This is a genomic window from Sphingobium sp. HDIP04 (genome assembly GCF_000445085.1).
GTDB lineage: Bacteria > Pseudomonadota > Alphaproteobacteria > Sphingomonadales > Sphingomonadaceae > Sphingobium > Sphingobium indicum.
In genome coordinates, this window is the sequence record NZ_ATDO01000024.1 from 21,409 (window position 1) to 36,224 (window position 14,816).

General features: G+C 67.3%; 15 protein-coding genes. 3 read left to right on the forward strand and 12 right to left on the reverse strand.

Going from position 1 to position 14,816, the window contains the following annotated elements; all coding sequences use genetic code 11:
• The first annotated feature begins 5 nt into the window (after positions 1-5).
• Positions 6-1,007: a ParB/RepB/Spo0J family partition protein gene (locus tag L286_RS25910; protein WP_020819628.1), complete on the forward strand. Its 1,002-nt coding sequence runs from the start codon at positions 6-8 to the stop codon at positions 1,005-1,007.
• Positions 1,008-1,085: 78 nt separating this feature from the next.
• Here the strand turns inward: L286_RS25910 and sorB are convergent, their stop codons facing one another.
• Together sorB and sorA are read right to left on the reverse strand one after the other, a co-directional pair.
• Positions 1,086-1,400: a SorB family sulfite dehydrogenase c-type cytochrome subunit gene (gene sorB / locus L286_RS25915; RefSeq protein WP_020819627.1), complete on the reverse strand. Its 315-nt coding sequence runs from the start codon at positions 1,398-1,400 to the stop codon at positions 1,086-1,088.
• Complete coding sequence (sorA, locus tag L286_RS25920) at positions 1,397-2,617, reverse strand: SorA family sulfite dehydrogenase catalytic subunit (protein WP_020819626.1); 1,221 nt, start codon at positions 2,615-2,617, stop codon at positions 1,397-1,399. The genes sorB and sorA overlap by 4 nt, the downstream gene beginning before the upstream one ends.
• Before the next feature lie 300 nt (positions 2,618-2,917).
• On the opposite strand from sorA, the gene L286_RS0124075 reads away from it, so the two are divergent.
• Complete coding sequence (locus L286_RS0124075) at positions 2,918-3,130, forward strand: hypothetical protein (RefSeq protein ID WP_020819625.1); 213 nt, start codon at positions 2,918-2,920, stop codon at positions 3,128-3,130.
• 115 nt (positions 3,131-3,245) lie between these two features.
• Here the strand turns inward: L286_RS0124075 and L286_RS25925 are convergent, their stop codons facing one another.
• Positions 3,246-4,313 (reverse strand): cellulase family glycosylhydrolase, encoded by a 1,068-nt coding sequence (locus L286_RS25925; RefSeq protein WP_007684472.1) that lies wholly within the window; start codon positions 4,311-4,313, stop codon positions 3,246-3,248.
• 234 nt (positions 4,314-4,547) lie between these two features.
• Positions 4,548-6,782: a sugar nucleotide-binding protein gene (locus tag L286_RS25930; protein WP_020819624.1), complete on the reverse strand. Its 2,235-nt coding sequence runs from the start codon at positions 6,780-6,782 to the stop codon at positions 4,548-4,550.
• Between the two features lie 304 nt (positions 6,783-7,086).
• On the opposite strand from L286_RS25930, the gene glf reads away from it, so the two are divergent.
• Positions 7,087-9,333 (forward strand): UDP-galactopyranose mutase, encoded by a 2,247-nt coding sequence (glf, locus tag L286_RS25935; protein WP_020819623.1) that lies wholly within the window; start codon positions 7,087-7,089, stop codon positions 9,331-9,333.
• 120 nt (positions 9,334-9,453) lie between these two features.
• On the opposite strand, the gene L286_RS25940 is transcribed toward glf, so the two are convergent.
• The 8 genes from L286_RS25940 to L286_RS25975 all read right to left on the reverse strand — a co-directional run.
• Positions 9,454-9,987 (reverse strand): hemerythrin domain-containing protein, encoded by a 534-nt coding sequence (locus L286_RS25940; protein WP_013053621.1) that lies wholly within the window; start codon positions 9,985-9,987, stop codon positions 9,454-9,456.
• A gap of 115 nt (positions 9,988-10,102) precedes the next feature.
• On the reverse strand, positions 10,103-10,525 hold the full coding sequence (locus L286_RS25945) for a TadE/TadG family type IV pilus assembly protein (RefSeq protein WP_020819622.1): 423 nt from the start codon (positions 10,523-10,525) through the stop codon (positions 10,103-10,105).
• Between the two features lie 5 nt (positions 10,526-10,530).
• Positions 10,531-10,713, reverse strand: a complete 183-nt coding sequence (locus L286_RS25950; protein WP_007684467.1) for a Flp family type IVb pilin — start codon at positions 10,711-10,713, stop codon at positions 10,531-10,533.
• A gap of 73 nt (positions 10,714-10,786) precedes the next feature.
• Complete coding sequence (locus L286_RS25955) at positions 10,787-12,583, reverse strand: TadG family pilus assembly protein (protein ID WP_020819621.1); 1,797 nt, start codon at positions 12,581-12,583, stop codon at positions 10,787-10,789.
• Positions 12,580-12,783: a hypothetical protein gene (locus L286_RS25960; RefSeq protein WP_020819620.1), complete on the reverse strand. Its 204-nt coding sequence runs from the start codon at positions 12,781-12,783 to the stop codon at positions 12,580-12,582. The genes L286_RS25955 and L286_RS25960 overlap by 4 nt, the downstream gene beginning before the upstream one ends.
• A 1-nt stretch (position 12,784) precedes the next feature.
• Positions 12,785-13,387, reverse strand: coding sequence for a tetratricopeptide repeat protein (locus tag L286_RS25965; protein ID WP_020819619.1), 603 nt, complete (start codon positions 13,385-13,387; stop codon positions 12,785-12,787).
• Between the two features lie 8 nt (positions 13,388-13,395).
• Positions 13,396-14,259: a type II secretion system F family protein gene (locus L286_RS25970; RefSeq protein WP_020819618.1), complete on the reverse strand. Its 864-nt coding sequence runs from the start codon at positions 14,257-14,259 to the stop codon at positions 13,396-13,398.
• Positions 14,259-14,816 (reverse strand): type II secretion system F family protein (locus L286_RS25975; protein WP_021222932.1); only part of this gene is annotated, 558 nt, incomplete at its 5' end. The genes L286_RS25975 and L286_RS25970, both read right to left, overlap by 1 nt.

Consider the following 14,816-nt stretch of genomic DNA (forward strand, 5'->3'; position numbering starts at 1 on the left):
GATCCATGGCCCGCTTCATCCGCGACATATTGGCGACCCTTTCCCATGAACCCGCCGCCGGCAAAGGCCCGGTCGATCAGGAGGAGCTGAGCCGCCTCGACCAGCGGCTCGCGCCTTTCGCGGACAAGGGGCCGGGATCGCGCGGCACGATTTCGATCCAGCCGGACGAATGTTCGGTCTGGGACGGCAATCCGCGCGACCAGCCGGGTTTGACGGCGGACGGCTGCCGGTCGCTGATCGATTCCATCGCCAGCGAAGGCGGGAACCGCATCCCCGTCCTCGTGCGCCTCAATCCGCCGGGTTCGGACCGGCCCTACCAGCTTCTGGTCGGCAGCCGCCGCCGTTTCGCTGTGGACTGGCTCAACCATAATGGGCGGCCGGAAATGCGGCTGGCGGCCCTGGTCGTCGACCTGTCGGACGAGGAAGCCTTCCGCCTGGCGGACATCGAAAATCGCGAGCGGGCGGACATCAGCGAACTGGACCGGGCGCGCAGCTATCAGCATGCGGTCGAGCGTTTCTATGGCGGGGTGCAATCGCGCATGGCCGAGGCGCTCACCCTTTCCAACAGCCAGCTAAGCCGCCTGCTCGCCCTGGCGCAATTGCCTGAGGAGGTGGTGGACGCCTTTGCCACGCGGGACGAGTTGCGCGTGCGCTATTCCGAAATCCTGACGCCGCTGCTGCGCCGTCCGGACCAGCGGGCGCGCATCATTGCCGAAGCGCGATCCATCGGGGAACAGCAACAAGAGCTGGCGAGGGAGGGCGGCCGCATGCTTTCGCCCGCGACGGTGCTGGCCCGGCTGCGGGAGGCCGCCATGCCGCAGCCTGTTGAGGAAGGGCGCGACATGGCGATCATCGCGGGCGGGGCGCGTATCGGCCGCGCCAGGCCCGGTCGGAGCGGCGGCCTGACCATCGACCTCAACATATCGGAGGATGCCGATCTGGACGAACTGCTGGCGCGGCTGCGCGAAACCATCGTCGCGGCCCGCGCCGCGCCGGTCATGCCATAGGACCGCGATCGCTTCCGGAGCCTCAACAGGCGACTTTGCGTATACGCAAAAAGCCCGCGACCACTGATGCCAGCGCCCCTATGAAGGCCCGGCGGCCTCCTTTCGCCCATAAGTGGCGGCCAGATAGGCGGCGATCCGTTCGGCATCGGCAGGCTCGATCGGCGCGCCATAGACCTTGATCATCTTGCCGACGCTATCCTGCCAGAATTGCGTCCCCTTGCCGCGTGGCTGAGTGGTGACATAGTCCAGCGAATGGCAGGCGGAGCAGATCGCCGTCGTCAGTTCCGCGCCATCGCCGGGCGGCAGGACAATGGGTCGTTCGTCGGGCAGGCGATAGCCCGCGGCAGCCGCGCCGCTCGCGGCGAGAAGGGCGATGGGCAGCAGCGCTTTCACAGGGCGACGACCTCCACGGCTTCGACGACATTGCGCATATAGCCGGCGGGCTGCCAGAGTGGGTCGAGCGGCTGGACCTCTCCCGACCGGCCCGTCGCGCGGACGAGGATGCGGTGGCGGCCGGGCGCCAGGCTCTGCGCCGACCGCCATGCCCGGAAGCTGTAGCGGCCCAGATCCTCGCCAAGTTCAGCCTGCCGCCAGCTTGCGCCCCCGTCGGTGGAGATGTCGACCCGCGCAATCCCCGATCCGCCGTCGAACGCGATGCCGGACAGGACTGTCAGCTTGCCCGCGGCCACCTGCGCCCCGGACATATGGCTGGTGAGGAAGGACCGGATGTTGAGCCGGCCGATGGGCCGCGTCCTGTTCGGCTTGCCGCCGGGCGCGACGCAGGCGCAATCATTGTCGGGAATGCGATAGGCGGTCTTCATCCAATAGCCGTCATAGGCCGCGTCCACGACGTTGATCTCATGCAGATGCTTGATCCAATAGGTGCCGTAATGGCCGGGCACGACCAGACGCAACGGATAGCCGTTGAGAAAGGGCAGGTCCGCCCCGTTCATCGCCCAGGCGACCATCACCTCGCCGTCGCGGGCATGGTCGACGTCCAGCGCCTTGACGAAGTCGGGAATGCCGTCGGCCTGGGGATTGTCGAGTCCGTTGAACGTGACCTGCCGCGCCCCGGCGCGCACCCCCGCGCGGTCCAGCAGCGCGCGAAGCGGAACGCCGCGCCAGCGGGCATTGCCCATCGCGCCATTGCCCAGTTGCCCGCCCCCGACACGCGGCTCGAAAAAGCCGCGCCCATTGCCGGAACATTGGTTGACCGCGACGATCTCCTGCACGGGAAAGTCGCGCTTCAGTTCCGCGAGCGAAAGGGACAGCGGCCGCTCGACATGACCGCCCAGCGCCAGCCGGAACCGCCGCGCATCGATGTCGAGCGGCAAATCCGAAAGATGATAGCGCACGAAGAAGGCGTCATTGGGCGTGATCGGCCCGTCGAACAGGGCCAGCGGCGTTTCAAGCTGCGGCGGGCGGGTGGTGAGACCGATGAGCGCTCGCTTCTGCGGATAGCGGACCAGGGGCCGCTCGCCATTGTCGAAGGGCAGGGCGGCGTAGCCGCCACGGGTCCGCGCCCAGCCGGATACCGGCAACAGCGCCCCCGCCATGGCGGCGATAAGGCCGCGCCGATCCACCCCATTCATGGTCCGTCCGTCCGCCATGGCTGTCCTGCCTGCACCTTCCTGCACTCTGATGATCGGAATGGATGCGGCCGGTTGTCCGGTGCGCAGTCTGGCTGCCCCGGCCATGCCGGTGGGAATGCCGATCCGCTGTGGGTATGACGTGGCGGCTGGCCAGTCAATCCGGCGGGTGCGGCGCTGCCCCGGCGGAAACCAAATCGGCGATGAGGAGAGCCGGCCTAGCTGAAAAACGACCTTGAATGGATGCTTTCCCGCCCTTAATTTGGCGCCTGGCGGTCACCGCCGGAAGGAAGAGAGGATTGGAAGAAAGGAGGCAAGCCCATGTCTCTCTCCCATTTTCAAGGCCCCTTCGAAGTGGCCCATCATCCCCAGTTGGAACCTGAGGTGAAGCGCGCCATCCTTGCATCCTGGGCTTCGGACGCCAATGCCGTGGAGGGCAATCCCGCCGTCAGGCGCCCGCCCCGCCACAAGCGGCCGATCCCCATCGACGAGATACTGGACGCGCTGCGCAAAGTGGATCGGAACGCCAGCTGAATTTGACCTGTTCCTGCGCGCGCAGGAACAGGTTGCGCTTCGATGACGTTCCGTCGCGGGAAACACTTTGCCTCGGCGCGAGGCAGCATCGCCCCTCCGCCCGGAGAAAATCCGTTCAGGCGGTCATTTCGTCCAGCCGGTTGATGAGCCGCAGGAAGGCCACTTCGCTTTCGTCATGCGGCGTGCCGTCCGCATCGAAAATATCGTGGAACCATTTTTCCTTCAGCCCCTCCAGATTGGGGTTTTCCCATTTGTCCCATGGCAGGTGGGTCTGCGTCTTCCCCTTCACCAGGCCCCAGCAGAAGGTGCCGACCTGCTCCTCCTTCGCGATGGGCAGGATCGCCTGGAAGGTGCTGCCCGCCGGGCGCGCCATATATTCGGTGCAGAGCAGCGGACGGCCCATGGTCTTCAGCCATTTGACGCGCTGGGCGAAATCCTCCGCAATGCCGTAATTGTGGAAGGAGATGACGTCGGAATGCGACGTCTGCGCCTGCTGGATCGGACTGAGCAGGTCGGGCGCCGACCAGTCGCCCAGCCAGATGCCGCTGGTCAGCGGCTGCATCGGCTGCATGGCCCGCGCCCAGCCGAACGCCTCGACCAGCAGCGGCACGACCAGATCGGCCTTCGCCTTGAGCGCCGCCGGGTCGCACAGCGCGACCTCCGGCCCATTGTCGGGCTCGTTCCAGATGTCCCAGGCCAGCACGCGCCGGTCCTGTCCGAAGCGGCCGACCACGCCCCGCACATAATCCTCCAGCCGCGCATGCTCGTCCGGATTCCGGAGCACGGCGACGCCTGGAGACTGGACCCAGCCGCTGTTGTGAACCCCCTCGCGCGGCTGGGGCTGTGGCCCCAGCGCCGGTTCGGGATGCCAGCAGGAATCGAACAGCACCAGCATGGTGCGGATGCCATGACGGTCCGCCACCGCGAGGAAGGCATCAATGCGCGCCAGGAAGGCCGCGGCGTCGTCCAGCCACAGCAGGTCGTGCAGATAGACCCTGACGCTGTTCATCCCCACCGAGGCCGCCAGTTCCAGCTCGCGGTCGATGGTGGCAAGGTCGAAGCTGCCCGCCTGCCACATTTCCAGTTGATTGATGGCGTTGGAGGGCGTGAAATTGCACCCGACCAGCCATGGTTGCCGCGCGAACCAGCGATGCGCCGCTTCCGGCGTCCAACGATTGCCCATATGCCCGCTCAAGACCCGCTTCTATTGCCGCCCTGAAGGCGGCCATTAACATCGCTCAGCTATAGGGCAAGAAGATTAATATGATCTGAGTAAGGGGAAATTTCGATCTTTTGAGAAGATGTTATAGCGCTTCTTCATTACACTTACGTTATATTACGCCAAACCGCCCTTTGGTTATGAAGTCGAAATAAATACCACGGCGAAACGAGCATAATCGCCAGGCCGGATATGGTCTTATGCCGCCTGCCGGATCATCTCCCCTGGCAGATGCGCCGCGAAATGATCGATGGCCATGGCAAGCGAATGCAGCGGCGCCCCCCGGCGGCTTGCCAGCGCGGCATTGGCGGGCCGCTCCGCCGTCCAGCCCAGCGTCCGGTGGGGAACGCCCCGGATGCGCGAGGGGTCGCAGCCGCAGCTCATCGCGATCCGGCGCGCGAAATCGGCCCAGGACAGCGCCTCGCCATTGGTCAGGTGCCATGGCCCGGCCTCGCCGTCGATCAGCAGGTCCAGCGACGTCGCGACCAGATGCGGCACATAGGTGGGCGTCACGATCAGGTCCTCTGCCGCCAATATGGTCTCCCCGCGGCTCAGCGACCGCACCACGGCGACCGCGAAATTATGATCGTCATGGGGCGAGAAGAAGGCGGCGGTGCGGATGATCAGGTGGCGACCGGACGGGTGAGGGGCGCCCAGCGCGGCGATCCCTTCTTCCATCTCCGCCTTGCTGAGGCCATAGCAGTTGCGCGGCGCGACCGGATCGTCCTCGACATAGGGCGCGCCCTTCTGCCCGTCGAAGACGAGATCGCTGGAGAAGGAAAGCGACGCGACGCCGCGATCCCCGCACGCCTTCGCCAGCGCCACGGCTCCCCGCGCATTGGCGGTCAGGCAGGCGTCCCGCGCCGCTTCCGCCTCGTCCACCCGGACCCAGCCGGCGGCGTTGACGACCGCCCAGGGCGCGATGCGGTCGAGCGCGGCGGCGACCGTCTCCGGCGCCGTCAGGTCCAGTTCCGCCCGCGATGTCAGGATGAAGGGAATGTTCCGCAGCGCGCAGGCCCGCGCCATCGCCCGGCCCAACGTTCCCGTCGCGCCGCATATCAGCAGCGGGCGGACCGAAGAGAGATGGTCCGAACAACGACGGGCCGCAGAGTTATGCGAACGCCCGGCCAGATGCGCCTTCATCGATGCGGGGCGGGCCACGCCCGGATGGACGATCCGCACGGCGCGCTGCCACCAGCCCGCGCCATCCGCCAGCATCGGGCGCTCACCCCCGCGGGCCAGCGCCTGCGCCAGCGGCAGCAGGGCCGTGGCGCGCGGCGTTCCGTTGCTGACATCCCACAGGCCCGGCTCATAATGGCCCGGCTGCGTCAGCAGGTTGTTCCACCCCGAACTGCCCAGCAACGACCAGAGGGTGACGGCCTCGACCTTTATCCCCTCGGCGCACAATCGGCTCGCGACGTCCCAGGCCTGCGCGATCCAGCGCAACTGCTCCTCCCGCGTGCAGCCATTATGGACCTCGGTGACGGCCAGCGGCCGCCCATAACGCGCCCATGCCTCGCGCAGCGCACCCTCCAGCCCCTGGGGCGGCGGCTCCAGCACGCGGATGGCCTCCACATCGGCATAGAGCTGCGTGTCGCTGCCGCCATGGCTATGCGCGGGATAGCGGTGGAGCCGGTGGTCGAGGAAGCGGTCGCTCGTCAGATAATGGTTGATGCCGATGATGTCCGGCGGACAGGGATCGTCGGCGATGGCGCGCAGCCTGTCCTGAAAGCCGAAGCCCGAAAGGCGCTCCCACAGCGGATGCTCGCGCGTCATCATGCCGCAGAGCAGATCCCAACTCGCCCAGCGGCGCAGATTGTCGAACCCCGCCTGTTCGCGAAGGGAGGCGGTGGCGTAGCTGCGGCCCAGATCGTCGGTCTGGATCAGCCGCGCGGCGGGATTGACCCGCCGGATCGCCCGCATCGACAGGCGAACGGCGTCGATCTGGTTCAGCAGCGCCAGCCAGAAGGACGGTTCGGACCGATGATGCGGATACCAATGGCCGTACAGGGCGGAAAAGCGGGCGGTGGTCAGCGGCTCGTTGACCGGCGTCCAGTCGGCGATCCACGGATAGCGCTCCGCCGCCGCCCCTGCATGACGCGCCAGCCCGGCTGCGAAACCCTCTTCCAGCAGGCCGCTATAGGCCGGGCCGCTGCCATGATGGACCAGCCCGGCGATGACGCGGATGTCAAGGTCGCGCAGCCGCCCCAGCCGTTCGTCGGTCCATTGCCAGTCGCGCTCGTCCGGATGGCGCGGGCTGACCCTCTCCCACAGGACGGGATAGCGGATCGCCCGGATGCCCAGCGTCGCCAGCCGGTCCAGGTCTTCCGCCCGGTCCTGATGCCCGGTCGCCCGGACCTGGTCCTGGTAACGGTCGTGGACGCGGTTCACGGTGCATTCCAGACCACCCCATAGCTGCGGCTGCATGGTCATTCCGGTCCTCCGTTGCAATGGCGGGCGCGATGATCGGTCGATTATTTGGCTCGTTGAACTTCGATCAAGTGAAAAGCGGAGAATTGCGACATCCCAGCAACCTGGATCAATAGAGGACAAGGAACGGACCGTTCGCCGTCGTGGTTTGACCAATGTTCACACCGCAGAAAGGTTGCGTAATATGGTCCAGACCCAGTCTTCCCCTTGGCATGAATCTGGATCAATTCCGTCGAACGGCGCGCATACCATTCTCTGCTTCAGTCATTTGCGGTGGAAATTCGTCTTTCAGCGTCCCCAGCATCTGATGAGTCGCTTCGCCGCCCAATCCCGCGTCCTCTTCTGGGAAGAACCCTGCCTTGTCGAAGGCCTGCCGGAGCCGGACCTGCATATCGACGTCTGCGCCACCAGCGGTGTCATCGTCATAACGCCGCACCTGCCGGCCGACGGGGCGCGGGAAGAGGATGGCGAGAATTCGAAGCGCCTGCTCGACCTGTTCCTGACGGGCGAATCCGGCCCGTTCGTGCGCTGGTACTACACCCCCATGATGCTGCCCTTTTCGGAACATGTCATGGCTGACTGCATCGTCTACGACTGCATGGACGAGCTGGCCAATTTCAAGGGCGCGCCGCCCGAACTGCTGCCGCTGGAACAGCGCCTGCTGTCCCAGGCCGACCTGGTGTTCACCGGCGGCTACAGCCTTTATGAGGCGAAGAAGGACCGGCATGGCCATGTCTATCCCTTTCCCTCCAGCGTCGATGCCGCGCATTTCGCCCAGGCCCGCTCTGCTCCGATCCGGCGTCCGGATGACGCCCGCCCGCGCCTGGGCTTCTACGGCGTCGTCGACGAGAGGATGGATGTCGAACTGCTGGCGGCGCTGGCCGATGCGCGCCCCGGCTGGGATCTGGAGATCGTCGGCCCGGTCGTGAAGATCGGCGAGGCGGACCTGCCGCGCCGGCCCAATCTCCATTTCCTGGGCGGCCGTTCCTATGACGACCTGCCCGGCTGCGTCGCGGACTGGGACGTGGCGCTGATGCCGTTCGCCATCAACGACGCGACGCGCTTCATCAGCCCGACGAAGACGCCCGAATATCTGGCGGCCGGAAAGCCGGTCGTGTCGACGCCCATCGCCGATGTCATCCGCCATTACGGACAGATCGAGGCGGTGCGGATCGCGGAGCGCGGCGAAGCCTTCATCCGCGCCTGCGATGCGGCGCTGGCCCTTTCCCGCTCCGGCGGCGACTGGCTGGCGGAGGCGGACAAGGTGCTGGCCGGCATGTCCTGGGACAAGAGTTTCCAGCAGATGAGCCGCCTTATCAGGGAAGCGATCTCGCGCGGCGCCCATGCCCATCCCATCGTGTCGCCCACCAGTTGGAAAAGCGGCCCGTCGCGGCATTATGACGCGATGGTCGTCGGGGCGGGCTTCGCGGGCGCCGTCATGGCCGAAAGGCTGGCCGCCGACGGCGGCAGGAAGGTGCTGCTGGTCGACCGCCGCCCGCATGTCGGCGGCAATGCCTATGACGAGCTGGACGATGCCGGAGTCCTCATCCACCGCTATGGCCCGCACATCTTCCACACCAATTCGCAGGAGATATTCGACTATCTCTCCCGCTTCACCCGATGGCGGCCCTATGAACATCGCGTGCTGGCGGCGGTGGACGACCTGCTGGTGCCGATGCCGATCAACCGGACCACGCTCAACATGCTCTATGGCCTGGACCTGGCGACGGAGGAGGATGCCGCTGCCTTCCTCGCCGCGCAGGCGGAGCCGGTGTCGGTCGTCCGCACTTCCGAAGATGTGGTGATCTCGGCAGTGGGACGGGAACTCTATGAAAAGTTCTTCCAGGGCTATACGCGCAAGCAATGGGGTCTCGATCCGTCGGAACTGGACAAGGCGGTGACCTCGCGCGTGCCGACGCGCACCAGCAAAGACGATCGCTATTTCACCGACAGGTTCCAGGCGATGCCGCTCGAAGGCTATACGCGCATGTTCGAGCGGATGCTGGACCATCCCAATATCGACATATTGCTGGGGGTCGACTATTGCGAGGCGCGCGACGCCTATCCGCACGATCATCTGGTGTTCACCGGCCCGATCGACGAATATTTCGGCTATCGCTATGGCAAGCTGCCTTACCGCTCGCTTAGGTTCCGGCATGTCAGCCTGGATGTCGACCGATACCAGCCCGCGGCGGTCGTGAACTATCCGTCCCCCGACGTGCCGCACACCCGGATCACCGAATATAAGCACCTGACCGGGCAGCAGGTGCCGGGGACCAGCATCACCTATGAATTCCCGGCGGCGGAGGGCGACCCCTATTATCCGATCCCCCGGCCGGAAAACCAGCAACTCTTCAAACGCTATGAAGCGCTGGCGATGGCGCAGACCGACGTCACCTTCGTCGGGCGGCTCGCCACCTACCGCTATTACAACATGGACCAGGTGGTGGGACAGGCGCTGGCGACCTATCGCCGGATGACGAAGGCCCCCGCCATCCGCACCGTGCCCGCCCACCTCGCCGCCGCCGCGCAGCCCCGCCCTTCGGCGGGGTGACTCACCAAGCTGGAAAGGATCAACATTGAAGCGGCCGATCCGATGTAGTCGGATCGGCCGCTTCAGGCCTTTGTTTTACCGCCTTTTCAAGTCAGCCGATGATCTTGTCGGCTTGGAAACCTAAAGCCCGCTGTCGTAACGCGCCATCTCCTCCTGATAGCGCGCGGTCATCCGTTCCTGATCCGCCGGCGGGATTTCCTCCTTCAGGTGAAGGAAGCGGTCATTTTCCTCTTCATAGACATGATGGGCGACCGCGCCCTTGATATGCTCCAGCTTTTCGCCCCAATCGTCGCTCAGCGGATCGAGCGCTTCCAGCAGGGCGAGCTGGACCTTGGCGGCCTGCTGCTCCTCATAGGCCATCGCCATATGCGTCTTGTGGTCGTGCGAAAGCTGCGGGTAGATGACCGCTTCCTCGGCGCTGGAATGAGCCGTCAGCAGCGCGGCGAGCTTTCGCTGGGCGCGCGTGCGGCTGGACGCGTCCATCGCCGCCTCCGCTTCGCTGAAGGCCATTTCGATCTGCTGGTGATGCTGGAGGATCTGGTCGAGCCAGTCTCCCGCCCCGGCCGCCGCCCGCGCCTTTTCTCTTGCGCGGGCGCGGTCCTCTTCCGATTCCGGCGGCGTGACGGCTGCGACGAACCTGTCGATGACGGACATGGGATTCTCCTCTGCTCATGGGCGTGACTCCCATGCAAGCGCGGCACCGCGCTTCCGGTTCCTGAACGGCGGACCAAAGCGGAAGGCCGCTAACACAGGTTTAGGGGCGTCCCCTTCAATAGCTGCCGTTCGTGACGACGATGCTGGCGCTGACCGTGGGGGAGGGCATGGGGATGAAGGTCGCGTAACGCATCATCGGACTGCCGCTCATCTCATAGCTCACCTGCACCCGGAAGGTGCCGGTCGCATCAGGCCCCGCCGTGACGACCGGCCCGCCCCCCGCCGCGAGCAGGGTGCCATAGCCGCCGATCACCGCCTGCGCCCGGCCCTGCGCCAGCGCCGTGCGTTCCGTGGTGGAAAGCCCCGCCACGGCGGCGCGGGCGCCCTCGACGGCGGCATGGCGCACGCCCATCAGCGCGGCGAAGTAGAAGGAATAGAGCACGACCGCGAAGACCAGCATCAGCAGCGCAGGCGCCAGCAGCGCGAATTCCAGCGCCGCCAGCCCCCGCTCGCATGTCCGCAGCCGCCGCGCCGGCATCGCGATCAGCCCGGATTGACGCTGTTGAACATCGTCGTGAAGGCGGTGCCGAGCTGCGTGCGGAAATTGGCGCCGACCGCGACGATGGCGGCGACCACCACCGCGCCCAGCACGGCATATTCCACCGCCGTCAGGCCTTTTTCATCCCGCGCCAGTTTCGCGATCAGCGAACCTAAAAACTTGTTCATCCTTGTCCTCCAATCCCCTCTGCAAAAGACCAACGGCGCACGATGAGGGGGGACCGCGCGCCGCCGTGAAAACTCACACCAGCACCGGCACCCCGCAGCGCGCGCCCGTCGCCCAGAGCGTCGCATGGCCAAGCTGGACGCCCAGCGCGGCGAGCAGGTCGGTGACCAGCGGATCGATGGTGGTGCCGACCAGCCCGGCGACCGGATTGACCACCGCGCTCGACAATTGCGACCGGGCGAGCGCCCTGGTCGCATCGCAGACGATCGGCAGGCATGATCCCAGCAACGTCACCTGCAATCCGTCCTGTCCGCCCAGGCTGCCCACCAGCGATGTCAGCAGCGGCCCGACCTGCGCCCCATTGCCGATGCTGGCGGGCGTGCCGGGCGATCCGGGACGGCCTATGCTGCCCTGCCCGCCGGGGCCGAAGACGAGGGCGCCACTCGCGCCCATGACCGGCTGCGCCACCGCGCGGCTGTCCACCGTGACGACGCCCAGCACATTGACGATCCGGACCGAACGCACGTCGGCGGCGGACAAGGGCGGCATCGGCCGCGTCATGGCGCCGGCGGGCAAGGCGCCGATATAGGCGTTGACGAGGCCGCTGCCGGCCTGCACCGTCACCCGCGTGTCGCGCGCCTGTTCGGCCGTGTCGGGGCAGTCGATGGCGCTGACCTGCCCCTGCGCCGCCGCAATGTCGATCGTGACCGGCAGGTTGACGACGATCAGCGGAACGCCCAGCAGGCTGACATTCCTGATCCCGACATCCAGTTGCAGCCGCAAGGCGGACGTGGAAACGCTGGTCTCCCCCGCCGGACCGAAGGAGAAGCGGGGCCGGTCCATCGGCCCGGTCGCCATCGCCGCCAGCAGGACGCTGCTGCCCGGCGCCACGGTGCCGATCGCGTCCGACAGGTCGACCGCGCCATTGCCGGCCTGCACGGCGTAGGAAAAGAGCTGATAGGCATTGATCCCGGCGCGCAGGGCCGGTTTCTCGTCCGCCCCGCCGACCGGCATGTTCTTCCACACGCCAAGGCCGAAGAGGCCGTTGAGCGGCACGGCATAACCATTGCCGACCTGCCCGGCGAGCAGGCTCAAGGTCGCGGCGGTCGCGCTGTCGTCGGCCGCGCTGGCGGCGGCGGCGAGCAAGTCCCGAAGTCCCACGGTGCGGGCGGTGAGCGCGCCATAGGTGCCGCTCTCCCCGACCCGCTGCGCCAGCGCATCGAAGAACAGGCCGGCATCGACATTGCTCGCCATCAGCGCCTCGACATCGGCGGCGGAGAGGCGCAGCTCGATGCCCAGCAGCGCGCCCAGCAGGTCGTTGACGCTGTTCACCAGCGCATTTGTGACGGTCAGCACGCCGGAACTGATGCCGATCCCCGCCTCGTCAATGCGGGCCGCCGTGGCGCTGGCCGACAGGTCGGGCAGGGGATTGGCCGGACCCAGCACGCGCAGCAGGAACTGCCGCGCCGGCTTCCCGGTGCGGATGCGCACGGCATTGACCTGCCCATTGCCCGGACAAAGCGCCATGCTGGCGTCGAAGCGCTGCGCGGCGCCCAACCCCGCATCGGCGCAATAGCGGCCCAGTTCGACCGATCGGAGAATGGCCGGATCATATCCGTTGCGGCTCAGGCTGTCCCGCGCCCGCGCCGCCGCCTGCGCCGGATTCTGCGCGGCGGCCAGCGCGGCCGCATCGGTCGCCGCCCGCAGATTGCGCTGGCCGACATAATAAAGCCCGCCATCCAGCGCGAATCCCGCCGCGCCGATCAACACCGCTCCCAGTGCGGCGATCATCGGCGCGACTGCGGCGGATCGGTCGCCAAGCAGCGGGCGAAGCCAGGCCCGACGAAACACGGGGCGCCTGGATCGGATCATCGCGCCCCATCCACCGCCCGCTCGACCCGCCGGCCGATGGACTCCAGATAGCGCTGCCGAATGACCGCGGCCTCCTCCGCCGACAGTTCGGCATTCTCGCGCACCGGGGCCTTCAACTGCGCCTCCACCACCCGCCGCCCTTCGCCCACCGGCACCGGCACCGGCGCGGGCGCAGCCGCCATCAGCAACAGCACCACCATCTCAGCCTCCCTTGCCGATCCGCGCCGCTTCCGCCGCCAGCTTCTGCCGCAGCGCCCCGTCTCCCGCCCGGCGCAGCCCGGCCTCCGCCTCGTCGCGCCGCCCGCCCATGATCAGCGCCAGCAGCAGGTTGTTGCGCACCACCGCCAGTTGGGGCGCCAGATCGCTAGCCCCGCGCAACGCCTCTATCGCCGCGCCGACCCGCCCGGCCCGCAACAGCGCATAGCCAAGCGCATTGCGCGGCAGCGGATCGGCCGGACTCGCCCGGCTCGCCCGCTCGTAACAGGCTGCCGCCTCGTCCCATCGCCCCCGCGCCGCCAGCAGATGCCCGCGCACCGCGCTGACCCCGCCGCTCGCCGTTTCGGGCGGCAGGACCACCGCTTCCGCAGCGTCGATCTGCTTGAGGTCGATCAGGCTGTTGACCCGCAACAGCCGCGCCTCGGCATCGCCGGGATAGCGCCGTTCGAAATCGTCGAGATAGGCCAGCGCCGCCCGTGGCCGCCCATCGGCCCGCGCCTGGTGGATGAGTTGCAGATACAGCCCGCGCGTGTCCGGCGCTTCCTCCGCTTGCCCCGGCGTTGCCGCCATCAGCATCGCCGCCAGCATCAACCGCCTCATTGCGACACCCCCCGCAAAGTATCGAAGATCGCCACCACCGGCGGCCCGCCCAGCACCACGAACAGGGCGGGCATGAAGAACAGGATCATCAGCACAACCATGCGCACGGTGATGCCGCCCATCGCCTCCCGCGCATTGGCGACGCGGCGCTGGGTGAACTCCCGCACGAATTCGCGCAGGGCAGGGGCCAGCTCGACCCCCTGGAACAGCGCCTGGCGGAACAGCGCCGCCAGTTCCTTCGCCCCGTTCACCGCCACCCGCGCCGCCCAGCGGTCCAGCGCCTGCTCATAGCGCATGCCACGGTCGAGATCGGCGACCAGCATCGCGATCAGCCGCGCATGATGCGGCACCGCAATGGTCTCGTCCCGCGCAATCGAGCGGAAGCACTGGTCCAGCGAGATGCCGCTTTCCAGCATCATCAGCATCAGGTCCAGCAGGAAGGGAAATTCCGCCATGATCGCCCGCGCCCGCCGCGCCGCGAGCAGATGGATCGCCTGCTTCGCCCCGACATAGGTCAGGCCCGTGACGATGACGACCAACAAGGGCTGGGCAAGGAATCCGCCCCAGCCGATCCGCGAAACCAGCATCGCCGCCAGCCCCGCGCCGACCGTCGCCGCCATGCGCGCCCAGACGAACCTGTCCGCCGCCCGCGCATCCTGGAACCCCGCCAGCATCAGCCTGTCGGCAATTTCCGACCGATCCCGCCCCCGCGCCGCGAAGGCCACGGGCAGGCGGAAGCCCGGCCGGTCGCCCGCCATGCCCAGCCGCGCCTCCAGCCGCCGGTCGGCCAGCAGCATCCGCATGCCCATCGCGGCGCAGGCGACGCCCAGCGCCGCGCAAAGGAGGAACAGCGCCCCCATCAGAAGGCCAGCCTCATCACCCGCCGCATCACCAGCATGCCCATGCCCTGCAAGACCAGCGCGATCACCGCCAGCCGATGCCCACGCGGATCGCGCAGGAAGAAGTCTATATAATCGGGGTTCATCGCCACCAGCACGGCCATCGCCACCAGCGGCATGACGATCAGCACCCGGCCGCTGATCTTCGCTTCGGAAATGGCGGCCTTCAGCTCGCGCTTGATGCGGATGCGCTCGCGCAGGATGTTCGCTAGGTTCAGCAGCACCGCCGAAATCGACCCGCCATAGCGCATGTTCGTGCGGATCGCGGCGGCCAGCATCGATATTTCAGGAACGCGCAGCCGCTCCGCCAGCACCTGCATCGCATCGGCCACCGGCGCGCCCAGTTCCAGCCGCCTTGCGACCGGCGCGATATAGCTCCGCACCACGGCGGGCGCGTCGGCCAGCGCCCGGTCCAGCGCCTGCGCCAGCGAATTGCCGACCGCCTGCATCTGCCGCACCGCGTCGATATAATAGGGCAGCGCCTCGATCAGCGCTTCCACGCGCCGCTGCGCCCGCCG

Excerpts from the sequence above, each read along its gene's own strand:
- L286_RS25940 (WP_013053621.1), bottom strand. The coding sequence starts at position 9,987 with ATGTCCGTCATCGACAGGTTCGTCGCAGCCGTCACGCCGCCGGAATCG.
- L286_RS25930 (WP_020819624.1), bottom strand. The coding sequence starts at position 6,782 with ATGACCATGCAGCCGCAGCTATGGGGTGGTCTGGAATGCACCGTGAAC.
- L286_RS25955 (WP_020819621.1), bottom strand. The coding sequence starts at position 12,583 with ATGATCCGATCCAGGCGCCCCGTGTTTCGTCGGGCCTGGCTTCGCCCG.
- L286_RS25910 (WP_020819628.1), top strand. The coding sequence starts at position 6 with ATGGCCCGCTTCATCCGCGACATATTGGCGACCCTTTCCCATGAACCC.
- L286_RS0124075 (WP_020819625.1), top strand. The coding sequence starts at position 2,918 with ATGTCTCTCTCCCATTTTCAAGGCCCCTTCGAAGTGGCCCATCATCCC.
- L286_RS25925 (WP_007684472.1), bottom strand. The coding sequence starts at position 4,313 with ATGGGCAATCGTTGGACGCCGGAAGCGGCGCATCGCTGGTTCGCGCGG.
- L286_RS25970 (WP_020819618.1), bottom strand. The coding sequence starts at position 14,259 with ATGGGGGCGCTGTTCCTCCTTTGCGCGGCGCTGGGCGTCGCCTGCGCC.
- L286_RS25960 (WP_020819620.1), bottom strand. The coding sequence starts at position 12,783 with ATGGTGGTGCTGTTGCTGATGGCGGCTGCGCCCGCGCCGGTGCCGGTG.
- L286_RS25950 (WP_007684467.1), bottom strand. The coding sequence starts at position 10,713 with ATGAACAAGTTTTTAGGTTCGCTGATCGCGAAACTGGCGCGGGATGAA.
- glf (WP_020819623.1), top strand. The coding sequence starts at position 7,087 with ATGAGTCGCTTCGCCGCCCAATCCCGCGTCCTCTTCTGGGAAGAACCC.
- L286_RS25965 (WP_020819619.1), bottom strand. The coding sequence starts at position 13,387 with ATGCTGGCGGCGATGCTGATGGCGGCAACGCCGGGGCAAGCGGAGGAA.
- sorA (WP_020819626.1), bottom strand. The coding sequence starts at position 2,617 with ATGGCGGACGGACGGACCATGAATGGGGTGGATCGGCGCGGCCTTATC.
- L286_RS25945 (WP_020819622.1), bottom strand. The coding sequence starts at position 10,525 with ATGCCGGCGCGGCGGCTGCGGACATGCGAGCGGGGGCTGGCGGCGCTG.